Source organism: Agrobacterium radiobacter, from assembly GCF_040801995.1.
Taxonomy (GTDB): Bacteria; Pseudomonadota; Alphaproteobacteria; order Rhizobiales; family Rhizobiaceae; genus Agrobacterium; species Agrobacterium radiobacter.
In genome coordinates this window covers 967,844-989,793 of the sequence record NZ_JBEGHX010000001.1, presented here as the reverse complement: position 1 = coordinate 989,793, position 21,950 = coordinate 967,844, and the positions used below count along the sequence as shown (strand labels likewise).

19 protein-coding genes are annotated in these 21,950 nt (G+C 59.1%); 7 read left to right on the top strand and 12 right to left on the bottom strand.

Annotated features, from left to right (window positions below; genetic code table 11):
* The first annotated feature begins 13 nt into the window (after nucleotides 1–13).
* The 4 genes from MRBLRC7O_RS05030 to rpmG all read left to right on the top strand — a co-directional run bounded on the left by MRBLRC7O_RS05030 (nucleotide 14) and on the right by rpmG (nucleotide 2,586).
* Nucleotides 14–457, top strand: a complete 444-nt coding sequence (locus MRBLRC7O_RS05030) for a DUF983 domain-containing protein (RefSeq protein WP_003502429.1) — start codon at nucleotides 14–16, stop codon at nucleotides 455–457.
* A gap of 61 nt (nucleotides 458–518) precedes the next feature.
* Nucleotides 519–1,145, top strand: coding sequence for an NUDIX hydrolase (locus tag MRBLRC7O_RS05025; RefSeq protein WP_153315051.1), 627 nt, complete (start codon nucleotides 519–521; stop codon nucleotides 1,143–1,145).
* 17 nt (nucleotides 1,146–1,162) lie between these two features.
* Complete coding sequence (locus MRBLRC7O_RS05020; RefSeq protein WP_003502425.1) at nucleotides 1,163–2,329, top strand: MFS transporter; 1,167 nt, start codon at nucleotides 1,163–1,165, stop codon at nucleotides 2,327–2,329.
* Between the two features lie 89 nt (nucleotides 2,330–2,418).
* Entirely contained in the window at nucleotides 2,419–2,586 is a 168-nt protein-coding gene (gene rpmG / locus MRBLRC7O_RS05015; RefSeq protein WP_003496403.1) for a 50S ribosomal protein L33, read from the top strand.
* An 895-nt stretch (nucleotides 2,587–3,481) separates the two neighbouring features.
* Here rpmG and MRBLRC7O_RS05010 read toward each other — a convergent pair.
* Both MRBLRC7O_RS05010 and MRBLRC7O_RS05005 read right to left on the bottom strand, forming a co-directional pair.
* On the bottom strand, nucleotides 3,482–4,852 hold the full coding sequence (locus MRBLRC7O_RS05010) for a PleD family two-component system response regulator (protein ID WP_020810760.1): 1,371 nt from the start codon (nucleotides 4,850–4,852) through the stop codon (nucleotides 3,482–3,484).
* An 18-nt stretch (nucleotides 4,853–4,870) separates the two neighbouring features.
* Nucleotides 4,871–5,242, bottom strand: a complete 372-nt coding sequence (locus tag MRBLRC7O_RS05005; protein ID WP_003496409.1) for a response regulator — start codon at nucleotides 5,240–5,242, stop codon at nucleotides 4,871–4,873.
* A gap of 131 nt (nucleotides 5,243–5,373) precedes the next feature.
* Here MRBLRC7O_RS05005 and MRBLRC7O_RS05000 point away from each other — a divergent pair, with 131 nt between their 5' ends.
* Nucleotides 5,374–5,682 carry a DUF3572 domain-containing protein gene (locus tag MRBLRC7O_RS05000; RefSeq protein ID WP_003502421.1) on the top strand — a complete coding sequence of 103 codons (309 nt, stop codon included), beginning with the start codon at nucleotides 5,374–5,376 and terminating at the stop codon, nucleotides 5,680–5,682.
* A 21-nt stretch (nucleotides 5,683–5,703) separates the two neighbouring features.
* Here MRBLRC7O_RS05000 and MRBLRC7O_RS04995 read toward each other — a convergent pair whose 3' ends face one another.
* Together MRBLRC7O_RS04995 and MRBLRC7O_RS04990 are read right to left on the bottom strand one after the other, a co-directional pair.
* On the bottom strand, nucleotides 5,704–5,964 hold the full coding sequence (locus MRBLRC7O_RS04995; protein ID WP_003502419.1) for a BrnA antitoxin family protein: 261 nt from the start codon (nucleotides 5,962–5,964) through the stop codon (nucleotides 5,704–5,706).
* Nucleotides 5,930–6,217, bottom strand: a complete 288-nt coding sequence (locus MRBLRC7O_RS04990) for a BrnT family toxin (protein ID WP_080866094.1) — start codon at nucleotides 6,215–6,217, stop codon at nucleotides 5,930–5,932. Before MRBLRC7O_RS04990 ends, MRBLRC7O_RS04995 begins: the two co-directional genes overlap by 35 nt.
* Nucleotides 6,218–6,396: 179 nt before the next feature.
* On the opposite strand from MRBLRC7O_RS04990, the gene MRBLRC7O_RS04985 reads away from it, so the two are divergent.
* Both MRBLRC7O_RS04985 and MRBLRC7O_RS04980 read left to right on the top strand, forming a co-directional pair.
* Entirely contained in the window at nucleotides 6,397–7,680 is a 1,284-nt protein-coding gene (locus tag MRBLRC7O_RS04985; RefSeq protein ID WP_080866093.1) for a DNA polymerase IV, read from the top strand.
* Between the two features lie 169 nt (nucleotides 7,681–7,849).
* The gene (locus tag MRBLRC7O_RS04980) at nucleotides 7,850–9,088 is read left to right on the top strand and encodes a L,D-transpeptidase family protein (RefSeq protein WP_003502413.1); all 1,239 of its coding nucleotides are present in this window, start codon (nucleotides 7,850–7,852) and stop codon (nucleotides 9,086–9,088) included.
* Between the two features lie 21 nt (nucleotides 9,089–9,109).
* Here the strand turns inward: MRBLRC7O_RS04980 and dnaE are convergent, their stop codons facing one another.
* The 8 genes from dnaE to nuoN form a co-directional block, all read right to left on the bottom strand.
* Complete coding sequence (gene dnaE / locus MRBLRC7O_RS04975) at nucleotides 9,110–12,613, bottom strand: DNA polymerase III subunit alpha (RefSeq protein ID WP_003502411.1); 3,504 nt, start codon at nucleotides 12,611–12,613, stop codon at nucleotides 9,110–9,112.
* Nucleotides 12,614–13,152: 539 nt separating this feature from the next.
* On the bottom strand, nucleotides 13,153–13,836 hold the full coding sequence (locus MRBLRC7O_RS04970) for an ABC transporter ATP-binding protein (RefSeq protein ID WP_003502409.1): 684 nt from the start codon (nucleotides 13,834–13,836) through the stop codon (nucleotides 13,153–13,155).
* A gap of 15 nt (nucleotides 13,837–13,851) precedes the next feature.
* The gene (locus tag MRBLRC7O_RS04965; protein ID WP_003502407.1) at nucleotides 13,852–15,159 is read right to left on the bottom strand and encodes a lipoprotein-releasing ABC transporter permease subunit; all 1,308 of its coding nucleotides are present in this window, start codon (nucleotides 15,157–15,159) and stop codon (nucleotides 13,852–13,854) included.
* A gap of 124 nt (nucleotides 15,160–15,283) precedes the next feature.
* A complete protein-coding gene (proS, locus tag MRBLRC7O_RS04960; RefSeq protein ID WP_003502405.1) occupies nucleotides 15,284–16,606 on the bottom strand; it encodes a proline--tRNA ligase in 1,323 nt (440 codons plus the stop codon).
* A 667-nt stretch (nucleotides 16,607–17,273) separates the two neighbouring features.
* The gene (locus tag MRBLRC7O_RS04955) at nucleotides 17,274–17,579 is read right to left on the bottom strand and encodes a DUF1467 family protein (RefSeq protein ID WP_003502403.1); all 306 of its coding nucleotides are present in this window, start codon (nucleotides 17,577–17,579) and stop codon (nucleotides 17,274–17,276) included.
* 279 nt (nucleotides 17,580–17,858) lie between these two features.
* Nucleotides 17,859–19,526 (bottom strand): ribonuclease J, encoded by a 1,668-nt coding sequence (locus MRBLRC7O_RS04950; protein ID WP_003502399.1) that lies wholly within the window; start codon nucleotides 19,524–19,526, stop codon nucleotides 17,859–17,861.
* Between the two features lie 203 nt (nucleotides 19,527–19,729).
* On the bottom strand, nucleotides 19,730–20,470 hold the full coding sequence (locus tag MRBLRC7O_RS04945; protein WP_003502397.1) for a biotin--[acetyl-CoA-carboxylase] ligase: 741 nt from the start codon (nucleotides 20,468–20,470) through the stop codon (nucleotides 19,730–19,732).
* 26 nt (nucleotides 20,471–20,496) lie between these two features.
* The gene (gene nuoN / locus MRBLRC7O_RS04940; RefSeq protein WP_003502395.1) at nucleotides 20,497–21,939 is read right to left on the bottom strand and encodes an NADH-quinone oxidoreductase subunit NuoN; all 1,443 of its coding nucleotides are present in this window, start codon (nucleotides 21,937–21,939) and stop codon (nucleotides 20,497–20,499) included.
* Nucleotides 21,940–21,950: the final 11 nt, after the last annotated feature.

The window sequence follows — 21,950 nt, the reverse complement described above, 5'->3', positions numbered from 1 at the left end:
GAAGGACTTAAGGATGAGTGCACATCAGGGCTCGGAAACGGTCACCTTCGGAGACGATAGCGCGGAACGGCCGCTTGGCCGCTCGATCATGCGGGGAATGGCCAATCGTTGCCCGGCCTGCGGCAGCGGCCGCCTGTTCCGGGCCTGGCTGAAGCCGGTGGACGCCTGCGCGGCCTGCGGCGAAGAAATGCATCATCACCGTTCAGACGACCTGCCGCCCTATATCTCCATCGTCATCATCGGCCATATCGCCGTTGGCGGCTTCATGATGACGGATATGGTCCTCAACATTCCCATGTGGGCGCATTTCGCCATCTGGGTGCCGATCACCATTCTGTCCGCACTTTTGACGCTGCAGCCGATCAAGGGCGGCGTCATCGGCCTGCAGTGGGCGCTGCGAATGCACGGCTTTGATCGAAAACAGCAAAAAGTGCAGATAGACGGCTCGTCTCACTGACGTGAGCAGGACCTTGCACGTGCCTGAGCTTTCCCGGGACCCCGAAACGGTGAGCGCTCCTATGCGGCCGCGAGACGCTGCCTCCATCATCCTCTTCGACCGTTCCGGCTCAGGCCCCAGGGTCCTGATGGGCCAGCGCAGCAGCGCCCACGTCTTCATGCCGGGTGCCTATGTCTTTCCCGGCGGCAAACGCGATCCGCGCGACCATGCGCTGCCCTTTTCCGGTGATCTGCACCCTGCCGTCCTCAACAGCCTCACCGCTTCGGCGGCGCGCCGCCTGAGTGCCGCTGGCGCACGGGCTCTGGCGCTGGCCGCCGCGCGCGAGCTTTTCGAGGAAACCGGCGTGAACCTCGGAATGGGTGCCGAAGGTCCTGATCTCTCCCGTTTCCGATATGTGGCTCGCGCCATCACCCCACCCGGTAATGTGCGGCGCTACGACACGCGATTCTTCTGCTGTTATGCCGATGAGTTGGGGCTCGATGTCAGGCTCACCCGTGATTCCGACGAGCTCTCCAACGTGCAATGGCTTGACATGACAGACCTTTCCAGTCTGAACATGCCCAAAATCACACGTACGGTTCTCGAAGATGTCACAAAACTCATGATAGGTGATCCCTCACTGCCCTTTGAAAGCCCCGCGCGGCTCTATATCACGCGCCACGGCCGGTTCATTCGAGACTTTGTATAAAGGCCGTCATGTCACAAATGAAATGCGAAGAAGCGGACGCCATTCACTGGCCCTCACTGATCGCCGCCATTTCCGCCATCAGTGCGGTGGGTGTCGCCATCGGTCTCGGCCTGCCGCTCCTGTCGATCATCCTTGAGAAGCGCGGCATCTCCTCGACCATGATCGGGGTGAATTCGGCCATGGCGGGTGTCGCGGCGATGATGGCCGCCTCGGTGACCAGCAAGATCGCCCATGATTTTGGCGTGGCACGAACCATGCTTCTCGCGGTCCTGATTTCGGCGCTGAGCGCACTCGGCTTTTATTTCGCCGAAGCCTTCTGGATGTGGTTTCCGCTGCGAATCGTCTTCCATGGCGCGACCACGACGCTGTTCATTCTCTCCGAATACTGGATCAACATGACCGCGCCGCCGAAAAAACGCGGCATGGTTCTCGGCATTTACGCAACCGGCCTTGCGGTCGGTTTCGCGGTTGGTCCATTGCTGTTTTCCGTCGTCGGCAGCGAAGGCATCCTGCCCTTCCTCGTCGGCGCGGCGATCATCCTTCTGGCCGCTATCCCCATCTTCATGGCGCGCGGCGAGAGCCCGGAGCTGGACGAGCGGCCCAATCACCACTTCGTCCGCTACGTCTGGCTGGTGCCGATGGCGTCGGCCGCGGCTTTCGTGTTCGGTTCGGTGCAGGCAGGCGGCCTGTCGCTCTTTCCCATCTACGCCACCCGTGAGGGCTTCAACGAATCGCAGGCGGCGCTGCTGCTGACCGTCATGGGAATCGGCAACATGGTCTTCCAGATACCGATCGGCCTGCTTTCCGACCGGATGAAGGATCGGCGCACCATGCTCGCCCTCATGGCCTTTGCGGGCGTTTGCGGCACGCTGGCGCTGCCGGTTCTGGTGGAAAGCTGGCTTCTGGTGGCGGCGCTGCTGCTGTTCTGGGGTGGCCTCGTCTCCGGCATGTATACCGTCGGCCTCACCCATCTCGGCTCGCGCCTCAAGGGCGCTGATCTCGTGGCCGCCAATGCCGCCTTCATCTTCTGTTACGCCATGGGTACCATTGCAGGACCACAGGCCGTCGGCATTTCCATGGATGTTGCGGGCACCGATGGTTTCGCCTGGGCGCTCGCCGTATTTTTCGGGCTTTACGTGGTGCTTTATGGGTTCCGTTTTGTTTTCCGGGCAAAACAGGCTTGACTTTTCGGGCGCGATACGTAGTTTCGCGCCAGATTTAGCCGAGGTGAGAAGCGCCTGCGGCTTCTCTTTTGTTTAAAGGCAGGACGACCATGGCGAAAGCTACAACAATCAAGATCAAGCTGCTGTCGACAGCCGACACCGGTACCTTCTACGTCACCACCAAGAACAGCCGTACGTTCACGGACAAGATGACGAAGACGAAGTATGACCCGGTTGTACGCAAGCACGTTGAATTCAAGGAAACCAAGATCAAGTAATTTCTTGATCGGGTCTCCGGCAAAAAGCGCGCCCAATGGGCGCGTTTTTTGTTTGTGCCCAGCGGAAGAAGCGGCCACAAGCCCTTTGCGCCCAGAGGCTTCCCAACGGGAAAACAAGGGGCCTGCCTCCTGCCGCCGCGGAAATTGGGCAGTCATTGGCAACGTGTGGACGCAGGTTATCGATGAGTCCGACCACATGGTCTGACGCACCACTCACCACCGCAATCGTTCATGTGTTCAGAGGGTATGCTGGGCGTTACAGCCATCCGCCCCTGCCGCGTGACGACCTCGTCGCGTCGCGTAAGGAAGACGACTGCGCAAGTCGCTACGCTGCAACGCGTGTACCAAGAGCAGGCAATTTTCGGAAATAAGGCGGTCGGCCAACGATGTGATTACGGCACGAGGAACCGATTCGGACATCGTCAGCCGACCGACCCCACGATTCAGGAGATGCGGCGGACCTGAGCATCATGGGGCATTCAAACTACGCAATACCAGCCCCTGACGAGCGAAATCGCGACGGCTAAGCCGCAATCATTCATCATCGCAAGACGGATAAACCGCCGGAAGAACTGTTATTCTCAATTGTGAGTGTGCGCAGAAGTAAAATAAAAATCAAGAAATTCTTAAGCCAGAGACATATCACCTGGGAAACATGGTTAAGTATACAAAGCTGGCACACTATAGTTGCCGGAGAGATTGAATTCAACGTGTTTTTCAACTTGAACTCTATTTATATCGTTAAGCTGCACCCTTTCATTGCAAAACGATAAAATACATCCAAGGTCAATGGCTTGCAGTCTGGCGGTGTCCATGCCCGATTTCCGAGCGAATATTTCGCCGGGACATGACGGAGAGATTGCGGAATATTTTTAGTTAATCCGCCGCCGCCGGTTCAAGCGGCGGCCGCCACGACGCGGTTGCGGCCGGCGTGTTTCGCCTCGTAAAGCGCCTTGTCCGCATGTTTCAGGATTTCGTCCGGCGCACCGAAGGCGCCGCTGCTGGTGGCTATGCCGAGAGAGGCGGTAATGCTCAATTCCCGGTCGATGGAACGGACATAAAAGGGCTTGTCCTCCACGATCGCCCTCAGGCGCTCGGCGACACTTGCCGCAAGCTCTATCGGCGTATCGGGCATGACGACGACGAACTCCTCGCCGCCATAGCGGCAGGCAAGATCCGCACCGCGCACCGTGCTGCGGATGCGTGCCGCAAACTCCCGTAGCACCTCATCGCCGACATCATGGCCATAGGTATCATTGACCAGCTTGAAGCGGTCTATATCGGTCATGCAGATGGAGATCGGACGGCCGCGAACGGCGGCGCGGTCGAACAGTATCTTCAGGTGGTTGTCGAGGTAGCGGCGATTGTTGAGGCCAGTCAGCCCGTCGACAATGGCAAGTTCCATCGTGTGCTGGAGATTGAGCCGCAGATGCTCGTTATAACGCTTGCGCCTGATCTGCGTCAGCGAGCGGGCGACGAGTTCGTTCGGATCGATCGGGCGGAGAATATAATCGTTCACGCCGAGATCGAGCGCGCGCGCCACCATCTCATCCGCCCCCTGCTCCGCCACCAGAAGCAGCGGCAGGAAACGGGTGCGTTCCAGCGAGCGAAGCTGCGAGCACAGCCGCAGCGGATCGTAGTCCTCGAAATTGGAATTGACGATGACGAGTTCGAAGGGATTGCTCGCCGCCTTGAGCAGCGCCGCCTGCGGCTCCGTGACAGCATCGACCTCTGCAATCGGCTTGAGCGCCCGGACGATACGTTCCTGCGAGCTGGCGCGGCCGTCCGCCACCAATACGCGGCCGGGCGTCTGCATCAGGCCATCGCTGCGCAGCATCTCCTCGATGCCGATCTGCCGTGCGGTCTCGGCGCGCAGCCGCAGCTCATCGCTGACGGCCTTGAGGCGGACCAGGCTTTTGACGCGGGCGATCAGCTGCAGGTCGTTGACCGGTTTGGTCAGAAAATCGTCGGCGCCGGCTTTGAGGCCGCGCACGCGATCCGACGGCTGATCGAGTGCGGTGACCATCACGACCGGAATATGCGCCGTATTCGGATTGGCCTTCAGCCTTTCGCAGACCTCGAACCCGTCCATGCCCGGCATCATGATATCGAGCAGGATGATATCGACCTGCTCCTCGTCGCAGATAGCCAGCGCCTTGAAACCATCCTCGGCAGTGACGACATCGAAATATTCCGCCACAAGACGCGCTTCGAGAAGCTTCACATTGGCCGGAATATCGTCAACAACCAGAACTCTCGCCGTCATAACCGTTCCCCAGTCGCCTCACGCATCGCCCAGATAAGTCTTGATGATTTCGATGAACTTCGGAACGGAAATCGGCTTCGACACATAGGCCTCGCATCCGCCCTGGCGAATGCGTTCCTCGTCGCCCTTCATGGCGAAAGCCGTGACCGCGATGACCGGAATGACATGCAGCTCGTCATCTTCCTTCAGCCATTTCGTCACCTCCAGCCCCGAAACTTCCGGCAGCTGAATATCCATGAGGATGAGGTCCGGGCGGTGCTTGCGGGCGAGATCGAGCGCTTCCATGCCGTTGCGCGTCTGGATCGTCGTATAACCAGACGCCTCGATCAGGTCGCGAAAGAGCTTCATGTTCAGCTCGTTATCTTCGACTATCATGACCTGCTTGGGCATGGTGAGCAGTCCCCGTTTCGCTTTGAAACCTTCATCCAGACATATAGGGTGTCAGAGAACCGATTCCATCGTCCATTTGTTGCGCAAGGCTAGAGGGATTTGGTTTCAAAATAGGTAACTTCGGGGAAGAAATGCTGCGCGATACGAAAAACAAAGGCAATGCCGGCAAAGATCCGCAAGAAACGGCCGCCGCCATACTTGGCTGGCTGGCAAACGAACCGGACATGCTGGCGCGTTTTCTGGCGCTGAGCGGATTGCAGGCCAACATGCTGCGCCAGGCCGTCAACGATCCCGGCTTTCTGGCGGGGCTCACCGATTTTCTGATGAGCCACGAACCCGATCTGATGGCATTTTGCGCCGCGACCGACACTTCCCCCGAAGCAGTGGCGGCCGCCTGGCATCACTTTTCCGGCCCGGGGCTCGATTCGGGCGTGTATTGACGGGCCGAGAGACGGAGACAGTCAGCGTTTCAGCAACGTGCGGGCATAAGATTCCAGAACGGCGTTCATGCGTGTCTGGTATCCCTTCCCGGTGGATTTATACGCCTCGACAACGGATTTCTTGACCCGCAATGTTATTTGCTGTGTTCCCTCGGGCTCCACGAGTTTTGCGTTCGCCCAGAAGCGCTCATCCAATTCGGGAATATCGCTGTAGTCTATCTTCTCGTCCGGCAAGGCGGCGAGTTCTTCAAGGCTCAGTTCTTTTTCGTATTTCTTCGTCATAACGTTTCCTTTCACGGCGGTTTGCCGGCCGGGCGGAGATGATGCGGATGAGACCGGCACGATCGGTATGAATGACCGCCAGAAATACTATTCCTTCGATCTGCCCGATGGTGTGATAACGCGTCTCGCCATACGCTACGCGATCATCGACCCATGACAGGACCGCATTTTCGAAGATTCGAATCGCAGTCCGAAATCCGACGCCATGCTTTCGGATGTTGGACCGGTTTTTCTCTTCATCCCATTCAAACATGCGTAAAAAATCATCTACAATTGTAACTACAAATATGAGTCAAGATCAAATATTTCCCGCCGCTATGCAAGCTTTTCCCATTCTCCGGAGTTTGAAATCTGGGCTTTGTCGTCAACGCCCCTTGAGCCGTCGTCACGGCCGGAGTATGGTCGGCAACGTTCTGGTTTTGTTTTCGGCTCATGTCCACGTCGCACCCTTATGATCCTGGTTTTTGCCGCGACTGTCTGGCCGGCCAGCCAGAAGGGTTGAGGCGTTGCCGCGCCTGTGGCAGCCCGCGCCTTGTTTATCACGCCGAACTCTACGATCTGAGCATTGCCCATATCGACTGCGACGCCTTTTATGCCTCTGTTGAAAAACGAGACAATCCGGAACTGGCCGACAAGCCCGTAATCGTTGGCGGCGGCAAGCGCGGGGTGGTTTCTACCGCCTGTTATATCGCCCGCATTCAGGGCGTGCGCTCCGCAATGCCCATGTTCAAGGCGCTGGAAGCCTGTCCTGACGCGGTGGTCATCAAACCGGACATGGAGAAATACAGCCGTGTCGGGCGCGAAATCCGGGCGATGATGCAGGAATTGACGCCGCTCGTACAGCCAATTTCCATAGACGAGGCCTTTCTCGATCTTTCCGGCACCGAGAGGCTGCATCACGATCCACCGGCCCGTGTGCTGGCGAAATTCGCCCGGCGCGTGGAAAAGGAAGTGGGCGTAACCGTTTCAGCCGGGCTTTCCTATTGCAAATTTCTCGCCAAGGTCGCGTCCGACCTGCAAAAACCGCGCGGCTTTTCAGTGATCGGTGAAGCGGAAGCGCTGTCCTTTCTGGCGGCGCGGCCGGTAACCACCATCTGGGGCGTGGGCAAGGCCTTTGCGGCGACGCTGGAAGCGGACGGCATCCGCATGATCGCGCAGCTGCAGGAGATGGAGGAAAGCGAGTTGATGCGCCGTTATGGCGTGATGGGGCAGCGCCTCTTCCGGCTTTCACGCGGCATTGACGAGCGGCACGTGCATAATAACGACCCCGTCAAAAGCGTCTCTTCCGAAACCACCTTCTTCAACGATATTTCCCGCCATGAGGATCTGGTGCCGATCCTGCGCTCTCTATCCGAAAAGGTTGCCTGGCGGCTGAAGAAAAGCGGCATTGCCGGTCAGACGGTGGTGCTGAAGATGAAGACGGCCGACTTCAAGCTCCGCACCCGCAACCGCAGGCTGGACGATCCCACGCAGCTTGCCGACCGGATTTTCCGCACCGGCCTCTCGCTGCTGGAGAAAGAAACCGACGGCACCAAATTTCGCCTCATCGGCATTGGCGTCAGCGATCTGCGCGATGCGGGCCTCGCCGACCCTCCCGATCTCGTCGACAGACAGGCGGGACGGCGGGCGGCGGCGGAAGCGGCGATGGACAAGCTGCGCGACAAGTTCGGCAAGGGCAGCGTCGAGACCGGCTATACTTTCGGAACACGCAAATAATGCCCGCTGGGTTGTGCGAGGGGCCGCGCAATCCCGCCCCCGTCACGTCGCACCCGAAATATTTTAGATTTTACACAAATTAGTGATGTTGCGAATGGGACGTCCTTAAACTTCATTAAACTTCGCGTGGTTGAGTGAGGCAAGTTTTGTGCATGTGGTGTATTGCGTCATGTCCCTTCGCCTCCGTCTTATGGCTGGCATGCTGTCGGCCAGCATTCTCGCTTTTCCGGCGCTAGCCGCTGACAGCCGCGCGCTGCAGATTCTGGTATCAAAAAGCGATCAGTCGCTCTCGCTTTATGAAAATGGCGAAATCATCGCCACCTCGAAAGTCTCCACCGGCAAGGCCGGTCATGAGACGCCGAGCGGCATATTCTCCATTCTGGAAAAGCGAAAATACCATGAGTCGAATATCTATTCGGCTGCACCCATGCCCTTCATGCAGCGGCTGACATGGTCCGGTATCGCGCTGCACGAAGGCAAGGTGCCGAACTATGCGGCCTCGCATGGCTGCGTGCGCCTGCCTTCCAAATTCGCCAGGTCACTTTTCGGCGACACGCGCACTGGCGTCCATGTCATCATCACCGATCGCCCGGTCTCGCTGCGCTTCGTACAGCATCCGGCGCTGTTCGCCCCGCGCGACGATGCCGATGACGGCAAGCTGCTTCTTTCGGATGTGGAGTTGCGCCCGGCGACATTCGATGCAGCCTTGGGCACGGTTGAGGTTGCCGTCAATGAAAAGACCCAGTCCCTCAAGCCGGTGGCGAAGGCCAGAGAACCCTCACCCCTGCGCATTCTCATCACCCGGCGTGGCGAGCGCGAAAAGGTGATGGATATTCAAACCGTGCTGACCCGTCTCGGCTTCGATGCTGGTTCTGCCGATGGTTACACCGGAGAGATGACGATCAGCGCAATCAATGGTTTCAAGCGCTGGAAGGGGCTGAAGACCACCGGACCGCTTCTGACCGACGCCTTCGTGGCGGCGCTTTATGCCTCCGCCGGTGAAGACCATCCGCCGACCGGCCAGATCATGGTGCGGCAGGATTTCAAACCGCTGTTCGAAGCAGCCATCGACATCAAGGACCCGGAAGTGGCGCTCGGAACCCACTTCTTCGAGGCTGTGACCGTGGACCGCGCGGCTGGAACTGCCGAATGGAACGGCGTGACGCTCGAAAACCACCTGCCGGCGGCAGCCCGCAAGCGGCTCGGAATCACCGTTACCGAGGCCCCTGGCGGCTTCGATCAATTGAGCGCCGTGCTCAGCCGCCTCGAAATACCCGCAGAGATACGCAGCCGTATCGAACAGGAGCTTTCAAGCGGCAGCTCGATCACCGTTTCCGACATTAGTCACCAGATGGAAACAGGCGCCGGAACGGACTTCATCACCGTTACGAAAGAAGGGCCGGTATGAGCGACGTGTGAGGCGCGAGCCTCACACCAGTTCCACGTCAACGACACCGGGTGCGGACCGCAGCGCAGCGGCGATTTCCGGCGAGATACGGTATTTCTCCGTCAGTTCCACCTCGATCTCGCGGCTGCCTTCATCCTTGATGACGATGAAATAGACCGAGCCGTCACCCTTGGTGTTGAGATGGCGGGCGACCGTTTTCAGCGGACCGGAATCGCGGACATAAACGCGCAGAGCCTTCTGCATCTGCACGGATTTCTCTTCAAGCGACTGCGCCGTCTGGATACGCAGGCCGATGCCTTCCGGGCGCTCTTCCGCCTGCACGGTGATAACAAGCGATTTGCCGACTTCCAGCAGATCCCGGAATTGGCCGAGCCCTTCGGAAAACAGCACCGCTTCATATTGCCCTGATGCATCCGAGAAGGTGACGATGCCCATCTTGTTGCCGGTGCGGGTCTTGCGTTCCTGCTTGCCGGTGACGGTGCCGGCCAGACGCCCGGCGGTCGCACCCTGTTTCACCGCCGCTGAAAAATCGGCGAAATTCTGCACCCGCAACTTTTCCAGCACGGGGCGATAGGTATCGAGAGGATGGGCGGTGAGGTAAAAACCGAGAACCTGATATTCACGCAGCAGTTTTTCCGAAGCGAGCCAGGGCTGGAAAGCGGGCAGGACAAGCTTTTCCGGGCCGTTGCCGCCGCCGGAACCGAACATGTCCGACTGGCCGATGGTGCGATTGTTCTGCGCCATCTGCGCATAACCGATAATGCGGTCCAGCCCGCCGATCAGCTCGGCGCGGTCGCGGCCGAAACAATCGAAAGCGCCGGCATTGATCAGGCTTTCCAGCACACGCCGGTTGATCTGCTTGGGGTCGATGCGCAGGCAGAAATCCTCAAGGCTCGTGAACGGCTTGCCGTCGCGAACCTGGACGATGTGTTCCACCGCTCCCTCGCCTACGCCCTTGATGGCGGCCAGCGAATAATAGATGCGGTTTTCACCTGTCTCGAACTGGCGGAAGGACGTCTGCACCGAAGGTGCGACGACCTCGATGCCAAGGCGGCCTGCATCCTGCCGGAAATCGTTGAGCTTTTCCGTGTTTGCCATATCGAGCGTCATGGAGGCCGCGAGGAACTCTACCGGATAATGCGCCTTCATATAGGCGGTCTGGTAGGACACGATGGCGTAGGCGGCGGCATGGCTCTTGTTGAAGCCGTAATTGGCGAATTTCGCCAGAAGGTCGAAGATGGTGTTGGCTTGCGGCTTCGAGACGCCATTCTTGATGGCGCCATCGACGAAGCGCTCACGCTGCTGGTCCATCTCCTCCTTGATCTTCTTGCCCATGGCGCGGCGCAGAAGATCGGCTTCGCCGAGCGAATAACCTGACAGGACCTGGGCGATCTGCATCACCTGTTCCTGATAGACGATAACGCCCTGCGTTTCCTTGAGTAGATGGTCGATGGTCGGGTGGATTGATTCCAGCTCCTCCTCGCCATGTTTGCGGGCGTTATAGACCGGAATGTTCTCCATCGGGCCGGGACGATAAAGCGCCACCAGCGCGATGATGTCCTCGATGCAGTCCGGCCGCATGCCGATCAGCGCCTTGCGCATGCCGGCACTTTCCACCTGGAACACGCCGATGGTTTCGCCGCGCGACAGCATCTCGTAAGTTTTGGCGTCATCCAGCGGGATGGCGGCGAGATCGACCTTGATGTCACGCTTGGCAACAAAATCGACGGCCACCTTCAGCACCGTCAGCGTCTTCAGGCCGAGGAAGTCGAATTTGACGAGGCCGGCGCTTTCCACCCATTTCATGTTGAACTGGGTGACCGGCATATCGGATCGCGGATCGCGATACATCGGCACCAGCTTGGAGAGCGGCCGATCGCCAATGACGATACCGGCGGCGTGGGTGGAGGCGTGACGGTAAAGCCCCTCAATCTTCTGGGCGATATCCAAGAGGCGGGCGACGACCGGCTCCTTGTCCGCCTCTTCCTGCAGGCGCGGCTCTTCCTCGATCGCTTTTGACAGCGGCGTCGGATTGGCCGGGTTGTTGGGCACCAGCTTGCAGATCTTGTCCACCTGCCCATAGGGCATTTCCAGCACGCGGCCGACATCACGCAAGGCCGCGCGCGCCTGCAGCGAACCGAAGGTGATGATCTGCGCCACCTGCTCGCGACCATATTTGGCCTGCACGTAGCGGATCACCTCTTCACGGCGGTCCTGGCAGAAGTCGATATCGAAGTCGGGCATCGATACGCGTTCGGGATTGAGAAAGCGTTCGAACAGCAGCGAGAAGCGCAGGGGGTCGACGTCGGTAATGGTAAGCGCGTAAGCGACAAGCGAACCCGCACCCGAACCACGGCCAGGGCCTACCGGAATATCATGCTGCTTGGCCCATTTGATGAAGTCGGCAACGATCAGGAAGTAACCGGGAAACTTCATGCGCGAGATGACGCCGAGTTCGAAATCCAGCCTGTCGCGATACTCCTGCTCCGTATAACCGGCCGCCATGCCGAGCGCTGCCAGCCGCTGATCCAGCCCCTCTACTGCCTGGCGGCGAAGCTCCTCGGCTTCAGCGCGTTCCGCCGCTTCGGGGTCGTCGCTGGCGCCGGTGAAGCGCGGCAGGATCGGGCCACGCTTCTTCAGCACGAAGGAGCAGCGGAGCGCGATCTCGACAGTGTTTTCGAGCGCCTCGGGAATGTCGGCAAAAAGCGCCACCATCTCCTCACGACTCTTGAGGTAATGGTCGGGCGTCAACCGGAACCGGCTGTCATCGGAGACGATGGCGTTGTGCGCCACCGCCATCAGCGCATCATGCGCCTCGTAATCAGCCTTGGAGGGGAAGAACGCTTCATTGGTGGCAACCAGCGGAATATCATGCTCGTAAGCAAGGCCGATCATGCGCCGCTCATGGGAACGGTCGTAGCCGGACTGGCGCTGCAATTCGATGTAGAGACTGTCCCCGAAGAGTGACTTCAATGTCAGCAGCCGCTCTTTCGCCTGCGCTGCATGGCCTTCCTTCAAGGCCATATCCACCGGTCCGCCGGAAGCGCCCGTCAGCGCGATCAGCCCCGCATTGGAGGCCTCTTCCAGCCATGCACGGGTAATATGCACGGAATGACCGCCACTGCCCTCGCCTTCCAGATAGGCGCGGCTGACGATATCCACCAGCCGCTCATAACCTTCGGCATTGGCGGCCAGCAGAACGATGGCGGGAAGTTTCTGAAGATGGCTATTGTGGTTGCGGCGATCCTCCGCCGCATCCTGCATGTCGATCGACAGCTGGCAACCGATGATCGGCTGCAGACCCTCATCGCGCGCCTTTTCGGAAAACTCCAGCGCGACGAAGAGGTTGTTGGTGTCGGTAATGGCTATGGCCGGCTGGCCGTCCGCGACGGCCTTGGACATGATTTTCTTGAGGGGCAACGCCCCCTCAAGCAGGGAATAAGCGGAATGAACCCGAAGATGGACGAAACCGGGGGTCTTCAACGTTTCGCCAGAGGTCTCTCCACGCATAACCGCATCGCCCATATCATCATCCTGTCATTCTGAATCGAGGGGGCGATTTTCCGATTTCCGGCGCTTAATGTCCACCGCTTTGCGGCGTCCATACAGGCTTCTGCGCCGGTGTCTTCTTCACAGGGCGGTGAGGATCACCGAGAAGCTGGCAACAAAGACAGCGATGGAAGCGAAAGCAGCAACGTCACGGATGAAATCAGTCATTGGCCTCTCCTTACTCGTTATGTTCCAACTTTGTTCTCATTTTGTTCGATTGTCAACAGGGTTCTGCTGATATTCCTCTTGCTAATGTACGAGAATCGCCTTCGGTTCCGATCAAGGGAACGGCAAGCCGCTGACTCCAAAGCGAAAAACCCGAAGGCAAAAAACGCCTCCGGTTTCGGAAAAAAATCAAATTCAGAGAACAGCTATTCTTCAGGAGGCGCCGGAGAGATTGATCCGGGCTCGCGACGGTTCGTCCTCGTTCCCTCACGGCAACGACCAGCGTAGTCGTTCCGGTCGCTCCGGAAGGCATGGTGATGCGCGAGGATCATCCCCGCGCAATCCCATGGTCAGAAATCGACGATCTTCCCGTCGGCGAGCGTTACGCGCCGGTCCATGCGGGCGGCGAGTTCATGATTGTGGGTGGCAATCAGCGCCGCGAGGCCAGATTGGCGCACCAGCGCCTCCAGCGCGTCGAATACATAATGCGCGGTCTCCGGATCGAGATTGCCGGTCGGCTCGTCGGCGAGCAGCAGGAGCGGCGCGTTGGCGACGGCGCGGGCAATGGCGACACGCTGCTGTTCACCGCCCGAGAGTTCGGCCGGACGGTGTTCGCCGCGATGCCCCACACGCATATAGTCGAGCAGCGCGCTGGCGCGCTTGCGAGCTTCAGCCTGGGTGAGACCGGCGATGAGCTGCGGCATCATCACATTTTCCACCGCCGAGAATTCCGGCAGGAGGTGATGGAACTGATAAACGAAGCCGATATCGCTGCGGCGGATCGCGGTGCGCGTTTCATCCGGCAGGCCGTTGCAGGGCGCGTCGTTAATATAGACCTCGCCGGCATCGGGATGTTCCAGCAGGCCTGCCAGATGCAGCAGCGTTGATTTGCCGGTGCCCGAAGGGGCGACCAGCGCCACCATCTCACCGCTCTTCAATTCAAAATCGGCCTTGCGCAGAATGGAAAGCGACGTCTCGCCCTGACCATAGGTTCTCTCAACGCCGGTGAGCCGCAGCACTGTTTTTTTTGCCATATTGCGAAGCGGTCCTTATTCGTAACGCAGGGCCTGCACCGGATCGAGCTTGGAAGCCCGCCATGCCGGGAAGATCGTTGCCAGGAAAGAGAGCGTGAGCGCCATGATGACAACGGAAATCGTTTCGCTGATATCCATTTCTGCCGGAAGCTGGCTCAAGAAATAAAGCTGCGGGTCAAACAGCACCGTGCCCGAAATCCAGGAGAAGAACTGCCGGATGGATTCCACGTTGAGGCAGACGATGACGCCGAGCGCCACACCGGCGAAGGTGCCGACCATACCGATGGCCGCACCTGTCATGAAGAAGATGCGCATCACCGCGCCCGAACTTGCGCCCATGGTGCGCAGAATGGCGATATCGCTGCCCTTGTCCTTCACCAGCATGATGAGGCCGGAAATGATGTTCAGCGCCGCCACCAACACGATGAGGGTGAGGATCATGAACATGACGTTTCGTTCCACCTGCAGGGCGGAGAAGAAGGTCTGGTTCCGCTGCCTCCAGTCGGTAATGTAGATCTGCCTTTCGGCCGCCTGCTCCACCAGCGGACGGATGCCATCGACATCATCCGGGCGGCTCACATAAAGCTCAATGGATTGCACGATGCCGTCGGCATTGAAATAAAGCTGGGCTTCGGACAGAGGCATATAGATCATCGATGCGTCGTATTCCGACATGCCGATCTCGAAGACGCCGGAAATCTTGTAAGACTTGACGCGCGGATTGACGCCCATCGGCGTTACGTCACCTTCTGGTGATATGAGGGTGATATCGTCACCCGCCGTAACACCAAGCTGGGCGGCGAGCCTGGAGCCGACGAGAACGCCGTCACCCGCCATGAAGCCGACGAGGTCGCCGGTTTTGATGTTGGTGGCGACTTCCTTGACCTTGTCGATATCCTCCTGGCGCACACCGCGCACCAGAGCGCCGGAACCCGCACCGCCACGACCGGAAGCCAATGTCTGGCCCTCCACCAGCGGCAGAGCCATGGTGACGCCGGGTACGGCGGCGAATTTCTTAGCCAACTCATCATAATTATTGAAGGGCTGGTCAATCGGCTGCACGATCATATGGCCGTTGATGCCGAGAATGCGGGAAATCAGCTCCGTGCGGAACCCGTTCATGACAGCCATGACGATGATAAGCGTCGCCACGCCCAGCATGATGCCGACAAAGGAAAAACCGGCGATGACGGAAATGAATGCTTCCTTGCGCCGCGACCGCAGATAGCGCCAGGCCACCATGCGTTCGAAAGCGGAAAACGGCCGGGCGGTCTTTGCCCCGGCGGAAACAGCCGCACCCTTGTCAGCCTCGGCTTGTGCCATGTCGTCTCCCTGATCTCAAACTGCAAGGCCGGTCTTTTCCGAAAACCGGCCCATATTTCTGCTACATCTGCGCTACGAAACCGGAGCGGACTTCGGGTGAAGCCGCTCCGTCTTCCATTCGCGCTTAGGCGAGCACCTTGTTCATCGCCGCCTCGATCGTCACGGTCTCCCGCTCGCCGGTCTTGCGATCCTTCACTTCGACTTCGCCATTCGCGACCGAACGCGGGCCGACGATGATCTGCAGCGGCACGCCGATCAGATCAGCGGTGGCGAATTTCTGGCCCGCCCGGTCGTCCGTATCGTCGTAGAGAACATCCTTGCCGGCGTTGGAGAGCTGATAATACAGCTTTTCACAGGCCGCATCGCAGGCCGCATCGCCAGCCTTCATGTTGATGATCACGACGTCGAAAGGAGCGACCGAGGCCGGCCAGATGATTCCGTTCTCGTCATGCGATGCTTCAATGATGGCGGGAACAAGGCGTGTCGGCCCGATGCCATAAGAACCCATGTGGACGGGGTGTTCCTTGCCGTCCTTGCCCTGCACTTTCGCGCCCATAGGCTCGGAATATTTGGTGCCGAAATAGAAGATGTGCCCAACCTCGATGCCGCGCGCGGAAAGGCGCTCGCCTTCGGGAATGGCGTCATAGGCGGCCTCGTCGTGCATTTCGGACGTGGCTGCGTAATCGGTCGTCCACTCGTCGAACACGCCCTGCAGCGCCGCGACATCGTCGAAATCGGTGCTTTCAGCTGGAATGCCGCGGTCGAGGAAGCTCTTGTGGCAGAAGACTTCGGATTCGCCGGTATCGGCCAGAATGATGAACTCATGGCTGTGATTGCCGCCGATCGGGCCGGTATCGGCGCGCATGGGAATAGCGCGCAGGCCAAGGCGCTCGAAGGTCCGCAGGTAAGCCACGAACATCTTGTTGTAGGAATGGATCGCGTCTTCCTTGGTGAGGTCGAAGGAATAGGCGTCCTTCATCAGGAACTCGCGCGAGCGCATGGTGCCGAAGCGCGGACGCACCTCGTCGCGGAACTTCAGCTGGATATGGTAGAGGTTCAGCGGCAGGTTCTTGTAGGACTTCACATAGGAACGGAAGATGTCGGTGATCATCTCCTCGTTGGTGGGGCCATAGAGCATCTGGCGGTCCTGGCGGTCCTTGATGCGCAGCATTTCCTTGCCGTAGTCGTCATAACGGCCGCTCTCCTGCCAGAGCTCGGCGGTCTGCAGCGTCGGCATCAGAAGCTCGATGGCGCCGGAACGGTCCTGCTCCTCGCGGATGATCTTGTTGACCTTGTCGAGCACGCGTTTGCCGAGCGGCAGCCAGGAATAGATGCCAGCCGATTGCTGCCGGATCATGCCGGCGCGCAGCATGAGGCGGTGAGAGACAATCTCGGCTTCCTTGGGGTTTTCCTTCAGGATGGGCAGGAAATAACGGCTAAGACGCATGACGGCTTCCATTGATGTGGACGACAGCGCCAAAAGGCGCGGGAATCGCCCCGAATAGAGGGATATTGGCGCCGGATATAGCGGTTTCTGACCCAGATGAAAACCCGCCATGCAAAGAGCGTTAAAGGCGATTTTGTGGTATTTTCACGATAGCTAATTCGCGTCAAAACGCTTTGGCCGGAATATTATTCTTGATCCGGTGCGACAAATTGCACCACAGAGAATTTTTTGCCGACTGTAACAAATATGCAAAAAATGAGATGACAAGCATGGGGGTTTGAGCTAGCTTTAGCTTACAAAAGAGGCAGGAAGTTTAAATTCTTGTCATTTTCGCGGTCAGTCTTGGGAGGATCAGATCTTAGGCGCGCTCGTTCGCAGCCCCGGTAACGGTTACAGATCACGCGAAACCTGAAAACAAGGCTGAAAGGCCTTGTTTTTTTTTGCTTCTGCACGCATTTCCCTGCTCCTGGCCATCATTCCAGTAGAATTACTGGCGATGAATCGGGCATCCGGCAAGCTCCTGCTGTGTGCACGATAGATATGACATCCATATGACAGAGTCTCAGCCAGATTCACGGCAGACTGCCCCTTGCATAGGCAGGCGCTTCGGCTTGCTATCAGGTTGGGCGCAGATGTAGGCGGGGGCGGACATTGCCCGCGCTTTTTTTCAGTCGAAAACGGGAATAATTCTCGGCAGGTCATCAAGGCTGACGCCGAACCACCAGGTTCCGCCGTACCAGATCCCGCAGATCAAGGCCGAGATCAGGGTCGTCCACAACACGATACGTCCGCCCTTGAAGCTGGATGGCGCGCTGGCAACCGTCCCCAGCGCCACATCGCCCTCATCGTCCTGGGTGCGCAGGCCAATCGGCAGCACGATAAAAAGCACCGTCCACCAGACGATGAAATAAACGGCGAAGACCGAAAGAAGCGGCATGTGATCCTCCTGCACAATGCGCTTCTTGTAACGCATTCATCCGCAAACCGGAATCAATTCCCTGCAAGATGCATAAAAAGCCTTGGAAAGAGGAACAGAACCGCGCTTTGAGCAGGCACACTCAGGTCGCCGACAAAGGCGGACGCTCTCTCTTCCGTCATGCCGGCCCCCGGAACAAGCCCGAGGATGATCCGGCATCCAGCCACGGCGCGTCTGCGCCGTGAGAGGAGTCTTTACGCGATCAAGGACTTGATCGCGCTGGACCCCGGATCTAGTCCGGGGTGACGGCATGCGGATGATACCCCGCTTTCCGGCTCAGACCTTCGTGACGAAAACCGTCACGATCGGCTTCTTGCCCCAGCTCTGATTGGCGGCGGCGCGCACGGCGCGGCGCACCGCTTCACGCAGCAGCTCCAGATCCTTGCGGCGGGCGCGCGGAATGCTTTCGACAGCGCCGAGCACGGCGTCATAAAGCGTGTCTTCCATCGCCTCATCCTCGTCATCGAATTCCGGCAGGCCGAAAGGCACCACATCGGGATCACCGAGGAAATCGTAACGGCTGTCCAGCACGACATTGACCGCGACATGGCCGGCGAAAGAAAGCTTGCGGCGATTGCTGATGCCCATCTCGTCCATGTCACCGACGAGATTGCCGTCCTTGAAGACGCGGCCATGTGGCACGTCGTCGATAACCTCCGCCGGGCCGGGAGCAAGGCGCAGAACATTTCCGTTGCGCACCTTCGGTACCTGCGAAATGCCGGCCTGTTCGGCCAGTTCCTTCTGCGCCACCAGATGCGCCGCCTCACCATGCACAGGCACGACGATCTGCGGCTTCGTCCACTCATACATCTTCAGAAGTTCATTACGGCGCGGATGGCCGGAGACATGCACCAGCGCCTCATTGTCCGTGACAATGTGCACGCCCTGCTCGATCAGGCCGTTCTTGATCTCGATGATCGCCTTTTCGTTGCCGGGAATGGCGCGTGAGGAAAATACGACAGTATCTCCCGACGCGAGCGCCACATTGCGCATCTCGTCGCGGGAAAGCTTGGCGAGCGCTGCGCGCGGTTCGCCCTGCGAACCGGTCAGGATCAGCACCACACGGTCGCGCGGAATATAACCATATTCATCTTCTGCGAGGAACGGCTTGATGCCTTCCATGATGCCGAGATCCTGCGAGACATTGACGACCCGCTTCAGCGACGAGCCCAGCAGCAGCACCTCGCGGCCCGCGGCCTCAGCAGCCTGCGCAATCGAACGGATGCGCCCAACGTTGGAGGAGAAGGTGGTGACCGCCACGCGGCCTTCGGCATTTTCGATGATCTGGCGCAGGCCTTCGGAAACCTCGTGTTCGGAGGGCGACACACCATCGCGCACCGAATTGGTGCTGTCGCACATCAGTGCCAGCACACCCTCTTCGCCGATGGCGCGGAAGCGCGCCTCATCCGTCAACGGCCCGAGCGACGGCGCTTCGTCGATCTTCCAGTCACCGGTGTGGATGACATTGCCGAGCGGCGTGCGAATGACCAGCGACATCGGCTCGGGAATGGAGTGGTTGACGCCAACAGCTTCGATTTCGAACGGCCCGACATTGATACGGTCGCCAGCCTTGAAGATCGTCACCGGAATTTCGGCGCGCGTGCCCTCATAAGCGCGCTTGGCTTCCAGCATGCCGGCGGTGAAAGGCGAGGCATAAACCGGGACATTGAGACCGGGCCACAGATCATTCAGCGCGCCATAATGGTCCTCATGGGCGTGGGTGATGATGATGCCCTTGAGGTTCTTCTTCTGCTCGGCGATATAGCTGATGTCAGGCAGAACGAGATCGACGCCCGGCAAATCGAGACCGGCGAATGTCACGCCGCAATCCACCATGATCCATTGGCGCTTGCTTTCCGGCCCATAGCCGTAAAGCGCCAGATTCATGCCGATTTCACCCACACCGCCGAGCGGTATAAAGACCAGTTCGTCCTGTTTAGCCATTGTTTTTCTTATCCATTCACGAAAGCACGCGGACGACGGCATTTTGCCGTGCCCACCGCCTCTATCCAGCATCGGACCTGTTAAACCATCTGATCGACCGGGCCGATGCGGAACCGGTTTGTCACCCTGCATTTCATGAGCCGCAGGAAAGCTCCAACCTCTGGAACCGGTTCGGCGCGGCTTCCTGGGCCGCGCCGTTCACCTCATCCGAAAAATACGTCGCCGGCGGCGATGGAGCGCCTGGCGCCCTCGTCTTCATCCAGCAGCAGATAACCATTATCATCAATTCCGACGAAACGCCCCCCAATCGAACGATCAGGGAAATTGACGGTGATATGTTCGCCAATACCGCAAGCGGCCGCCCGCCAGCCGGTCATGATGCCGGAAACACCCCTGCCCTCGTCCCAGTCCCTCAGCACATCAGCCGTCTCGCGGAAGAGATGGGCGAACAGCTCGTCGGGCGAGCAGGACGCGCCATGTTCGGAGAGCATGGTGACGGGATAAAGCGGATTGTCCGGCTTGTGGGCGATATTGATGCCGATGCCGATGACGATGGCGCGCCGGCCGTCAGGCAGCAGCTCCGCTTCCATCAGGATGCCGCAGGTCTTGCGGCGACCGATCAGCACGTCATTCGGCCATTTGATCTCCAGCGGTTCACCATTCGTCGGCAGCACCGCGCGAATGGCGCGATAGACTGCAAGCGCAAAAGCGAGCGGCAGGGAGCCGATGCGGTCCATCGGCGCGGGATCGATCAGAAGAAGCGATGCGTAGAGATTGCCGGGTTCGGAAACCCATGGCCGGCCGCGACGGCCGCGGCCGCCGGTCTGGCGGATGGCGGTAATCCACAGATTGCCGCCATCGCCTGCCCTTGCCCGGGCAAAACATTCCAGATTGGTCGATGGCGTTTCCGCCATCGCCTCGTGCCGGAAATCATCGATGGACATCCGACCCGTATGCTTGTGTGTGCTGCTCAAAAGAAGGTCTTCGCCGCAACAGTCACCGCGTTGCCGAGCGCACCGCCAAAGACAATGAAGGCGACAACGAACAGGGCCGAAAGCGCATAAACGACTTTCAGTTCGCCAGCCGGACGCTCGAATTTGTCCTTGGCCTCATCGAACCACATGACCTTGACGACGCGGATATAGTAGTAGGCGCCGACCACCGAGCCGATCACGCCGATGATGGCGAGCGGATAGAGCTTCGCTTCAATGGCGGCGAGGAAGACGTAATACTTGCCGAAGAAGCCGGCGAGCGGTGGAATGCCAGCAAGCGAGAACATCAGGATCGTCAGCACAACCGCCATGAAGGGATTGGAAGACGAAAGACCGGCGAGATCCTCGACAGTCTCGACATTGCCGATTTCCTTGCGGCGCATGGAGAGAATGCAGGCGAAGGTGCCGAGCGTCATGACCATGTAGATGGTCATGTAGAGAATAACGCCCGAGATACCTGCTTCGGTGCCAGCGGCAAGACCAACCAGCGCATAACCCATGTGACCGATGGAGGAATAGGCCATCAGGCGCTTGATGTTCTTCTGGCCGATCGCGGCAAAGGAACCGAGCAGCATGGAGGCGATGGAAATGAAGACGACGATCTGCTGCCAGTCGGCAAAGACCGGCTGGAACGCCTCGATGACGATGCGCACGAGGATCGCCATGGCGCCGATCTTGGGCGCGGCCGAGAGGAATGCCGTGACCGGGGTCGGCGCACCTTCATAGACATCAGGCGTCCACATGTGGAACGGCACGGCCGAGATCTTGAATGCCAGACCGGCGAGAACGAAGACCAGGCCGAAGACGAGGCCGAGCGAACGGGTTTCGGCCGCCAGAACCTGCGCGATTTCGGTGAAGCCGGTATTACCGGTGAAGCCGTAGACCAGCGACATGCCATAGAGCAGCATGCCGGAGGAGAGCGCACCGAGCACGAAGTACTTCAGACCCGCTTCCGTGGAGCGCAGGCTTTCGCGGTTGATGGCGCAGACGACGTAGAGCGCCAGCGACTGCAGTTCCAGCGCCATGTAGAGCGAGATCAGGTTGTTGGCCGAGATCATCAGCAGGATGCCGAGGGTCGCGAGAACCAGCAATACCGGATATTCGAAACGGCCGATCGGCTCGAAACGGCCCTGGCCGACGGCCAGGATCATGGCGGTGATGGAGCCGATCAGCGCCAGTACCTTCATGAAGTTGCCGAAGGCATCGGCGATGTAGACACCGCCGAAAGCCACGCCCGATGCGGGGGCAAAGATGATCCAGAGACCGACGACGAGCAGGAGGGCAACGGCAAGGCCGGTGACCGTCGTTGTCGACTTGTCGCCCGAGAAGACACCAATCATGAGCAGCGCCAGCGCGCCGACCGCAAGGATCAGCTCGGGCGTCGCAATGTGCAGACTGGCAAAAAGGATTTCAGCGGTCATGTCCAACGGGT

What these genes read in the sequence shown, in the direction of transcription:
- MRBLRC7O_RS04970 (WP_003502409.1), bottom strand. Translation starts at nt 13,836, where the DNA reads ATGGCAAAAAAAACAGTGCTGCGGCTCACCGGCGTTGAGAGAACCTAT.
- MRBLRC7O_RS04950 (WP_003502399.1), bottom strand. Translation starts at nt 19,526, where the DNA reads ATGGCTAAACAGGACGAACTGGTCTTTATACCGCTCGGCGGTGTGGGT.
- MRBLRC7O_RS05000 (WP_003502421.1), top strand. Translation starts at nt 5,374, where the DNA reads ATGCTGCGCGATACGAAAAACAAAGGCAATGCCGGCAAAGATCCGCAA.
- MRBLRC7O_RS04955 (WP_003502403.1), bottom strand. Translation starts at nt 17,579, where the DNA reads ATGCGTTACAAGAAGCGCATTGTGCAGGAGGATCACATGCCGCTTCTT.
- MRBLRC7O_RS04965 (WP_003502407.1), bottom strand. Translation starts at nt 15,159, where the DNA reads ATGGCACAAGCCGAGGCTGACAAGGGTGCGGCTGTTTCCGCCGGGGCA.
- MRBLRC7O_RS04985 (WP_080866093.1), top strand. Translation starts at nt 6,397, where the DNA reads ATGTCCACGTCGCACCCTTATGATCCTGGTTTTTGCCGCGACTGTCTG.
- proS (WP_003502405.1), bottom strand. Translation starts at nt 16,606, where the DNA reads ATGCGTCTTAGCCGTTATTTCCTGCCCATCCTGAAGGAAAACCCCAAG.
- MRBLRC7O_RS05005 (WP_003496409.1), bottom strand. Translation starts at nt 5,242, where the DNA reads ATGCCCAAGCAGGTCATGATAGTCGAAGATAACGAGCTGAACATGAAG.
- MRBLRC7O_RS05030 (WP_003502429.1), top strand. Translation starts at nt 14, where the DNA reads ATGAGTGCACATCAGGGCTCGGAAACGGTCACCTTCGGAGACGATAGC.
- rpmG (WP_003496403.1), top strand. Translation starts at nt 2,419, where the DNA reads ATGGCGAAAGCTACAACAATCAAGATCAAGCTGCTGTCGACAGCCGAC.
- MRBLRC7O_RS05025 (WP_153315051.1), top strand. Translation starts at nt 519, where the DNA reads ATGCGGCCGCGAGACGCTGCCTCCATCATCCTCTTCGACCGTTCCGGC.
- MRBLRC7O_RS05010 (WP_020810760.1), bottom strand. Translation starts at nt 4,852, where the DNA reads ATGACGGCGAGAGTTCTGGTTGTTGACGATATTCCGGCCAATGTGAAG.
- MRBLRC7O_RS04990 (WP_080866094.1), bottom strand. Translation starts at nt 6,217, where the DNA reads ATGTTTGAATGGGATGAAGAGAAAAACCGGTCCAACATCCGAAAGCAT.
- MRBLRC7O_RS04945 (WP_003502397.1), bottom strand. Translation starts at nt 20,470, where the DNA reads ATGTCCATCGATGATTTCCGGCACGAGGCGATGGCGGAAACGCCATCG.
- MRBLRC7O_RS04980 (WP_003502413.1), top strand. Translation starts at nt 7,850, where the DNA reads ATGTCCCTTCGCCTCCGTCTTATGGCTGGCATGCTGTCGGCCAGCATT.
- dnaE (WP_003502411.1), bottom strand. Translation starts at nt 12,613, where the DNA reads ATGGGCGATGCGGTTATGCGTGGAGAGACCTCTGGCGAAACGTTGAAG.
- nuoN (WP_003502395.1), bottom strand. Translation starts at nt 21,939, where the DNA reads ATGACCGCTGAAATCCTTTTTGCCAGTCTGCACATTGCGACGCCCGAG.
- MRBLRC7O_RS05020 (WP_003502425.1), top strand. Translation starts at nt 1,163, where the DNA reads ATGAAATGCGAAGAAGCGGACGCCATTCACTGGCCCTCACTGATCGCC.
- MRBLRC7O_RS04995 (WP_003502419.1), bottom strand. Translation starts at nt 5,964, where the DNA reads ATGACGAAGAAATACGAAAAAGAACTGAGCCTTGAAGAACTCGCCGCC.